General features: G+C 53.6%; 1 protein-coding gene. It reads left to right on the top strand.

Annotated features, from left to right (window positions below; translation table 11 throughout):
- Positions 1-2,666 (top strand): methyl-accepting chemotaxis protein (locus tag V5G28_RS08775; protein ID WP_336230135.1); only part of this gene is annotated, 2,666 nt, incomplete at both ends.

Here is a 2,666-nt window from a genome sequence, read left to right on the forward strand (position 1 = left end):
ACTAAGCCTTTCCCTTCCCCTGTTCCCTTTGTTGGGTCGAGCAAAGCAAAACCCTACCTCCTCTCCCAAATACCCAACCCCCGCTTCCTATGACTCAAGTTTCCTCGAAACCTTCTTTTCTCAAATCTGTCGAGACCCAGACTGTGTCTGCCGATTTGTCCGATCGCCAAACCACATCAGCACAGCCAGCCGTTGTACTTCCTTCACCTTCCTCCCAAGGCTCCCTCTGGTAATTTGTCCGGTTATCCGCCAAGGATTACGCCGCCGATCTGGTGGTGCTACCTTCACCCCGCTCAGACAAAAGGCAAAAACTGCCGTTGCGATTGCTGTTGATTGTGCCCTTCGTCGTCCAAATCTTTGGCGCAGTGGGTTTGGTTGGTTTTCTTTCTTTCGCAGTGGGCAAAGAACGGTAAACGATCTGGCAGCGGAGATTCGGAATGAAACCTCAGCGCGAGTTCAGCAGCATTTAGAAAGCTCTCTAGCAACGCCCAAGTTAATTAACGAAATTAACGCTGAAGTGGTTCGTCAGGGGCAGATTCAAGTGAGAAACTCCCAGAGTCAACTGCACTTTTGGCAGCAGGGAAGCCCGTTTGAGTTGGTTAGTGGGATTTATTACGGCAATCAACAGCGGGAGTTTATCGGGGCTTTTCGGTCAGGTGAAGACCGAGTTTTGGAGATACAACTTGTTGATCAGGCAAACAACTATATCGGTGACTACTACAACCTCAACCCAAATACTGGCGCTCTTGAATTGCGTAACAGCGACAATGAACCCTATGACCCTACAGGTCGTCCCTGGTATGAAGCGGCTGTCAATTCTGGGGAAGCGGTTTGGAGTGAAATTTATCCAGATTTTACGACTTTGGAACCCGTGATCACCGCAAGTCAGCCAGTCTATGTCGGAAACGGTGGGGTGACTGGAGTAGTCGGGGTGGACGTATATTTGGATGATATTAGTCGATACCTTAGTAGTCTGGAATTGGGAGAGTCGGGGCAATCGTTTGTCGTCGAACGTTCTGGATTGCTCGTTGCCAGTTCAGATTTAGATCCGGTATTTACGCCTGCGGAACAGGAAGAGCCAGAGCGTATTGAAGCGATCGCCAGCGATAATCCTCTGATTCGTACGACCGTCAATAACCTGACCGAAGCAACTGGCAGTTTGGATGCGATCCAAGAGCAGACCCAGCTAGAGTTCACCTACGAGGGTGAAAGGTACTTCCTGCAAGTCACCCCCTACCAGGATGACGGGGGAATTGACTGGCTCATCGGGGTGGTGATTGCAGAGTCAGACTTTATGGCTCAAATCAATGAGAGTACGCAAGCCACAGTCCTCCTGTGTTTTGGTGCGCTGGGCGTTGCCATTGTGTTGGGCGTTTTCACCTCGCGATGGGTAACGCGACCGATAGAGGAGTTGAATCAGGCATCCAGGGCGATCGCCGAGGGAGAGTTAGACCAGGTCGTGCAAGTCAAAGGAGTCGATGAACTGGGTGAACTCGCCTACTCCTTCAACCAGATGGCAGCCCAACTGCGAGACTCCTTCAGCGCCCTCGAAGAAACCAACCAAGCCCTCGAAGCAACTAACCAAGAACTGGAGCAACGAGTCGTTCAACGCACCGCTGAGTTGCAGCAAGCCAAAGAGAGCGCCGACCAAGCTAAAGACCTCTCCGAACAAACCAGAGAAGAGCTACAGCAACGCGCGCTGCAACTGCTCCAGGAAGTAGACCCGATCCGTCAGGGCGACCTCACCGTTCGCGCTCGCGTCACCGCCGATGAGATTGGCACCGTCGCTGACTCCTACAACGCCACCGTCGAGAGCTTGCAGAAGATTGTCGCTCAGGTGCAGGCCGCTGCTACTCAAGTAGACGATGCCACCCGCGATAACGAAGCCGCTGTCCAAAACCTCTCCGAAGAAGCCTTGCGCCAAGCCGCTGAAATTACTGCCGCGCTCACTCGCATTGAAGAAATGTCGGACGTGGTGCAAGCGGTCGCCATCAGTGCCGAACAAGCCGAAGCTGCTGCTCAGCAAGCTGCCCAAACCGTCGATGAAGGCGATGCCGCGATGAACCGCACCGTCGATGGCATTCAAGCCATTCGCGCTACCGTGGCTGAAACCGCCAAGAAGGTCAAACACCTGGGTGAGTCCTCCCAACGCATCTCAGCCGTCGTCGAGTTGATTGGCAGCTTTGCCGCTCAGACCAACATGCTCGCCCTCAATGCATCGATTGAAGCCTCTCGTGCTGGAGAAGAAGGGCGTGGCTTTGCCGTCGTCGCCGCAGAAGTGCGTGCCCTCGCCAGACAGTCAGCAGAAGCAACCGAAGAAATCAGGAAGCTCGTTGCCAGCATTCAAGCCGAGACCAATGAAGTGGTTGCAACGATGGAGTCGGGCACTGAGCAGGTTGTCAGCGGCACTCGACTGGTTGATGAAACCCGACAGAGCCTCAACAAGATTACGGCGGCTACGGCTCAGATTAGTCGTCAGGTGAAAGCCATTGCTCAAGCCGCAACCATGCAGACTGAAGCGTCCAGAACCGTCACTCAAACTATGCAAGGGGTCGTGCTGACAGCCAACCGCACTTCCACAGAAGCTGCCCAAGTTGCCGCTTCCTTTGACCAACTGCGTCAGGTCGCTCAAGACCTCCAAATAGAAGTCAGTCAGTTCAAAGTCA

The organism is Scytonema sp. PRP1 (assembly GCF_036697665.2).
Lineage (GTDB): Bacteria > Cyanobacteriota > Cyanobacteriia > Cyanobacteriales > Nostocaceae > Kalymmatonema > Kalymmatonema gypsitolerans.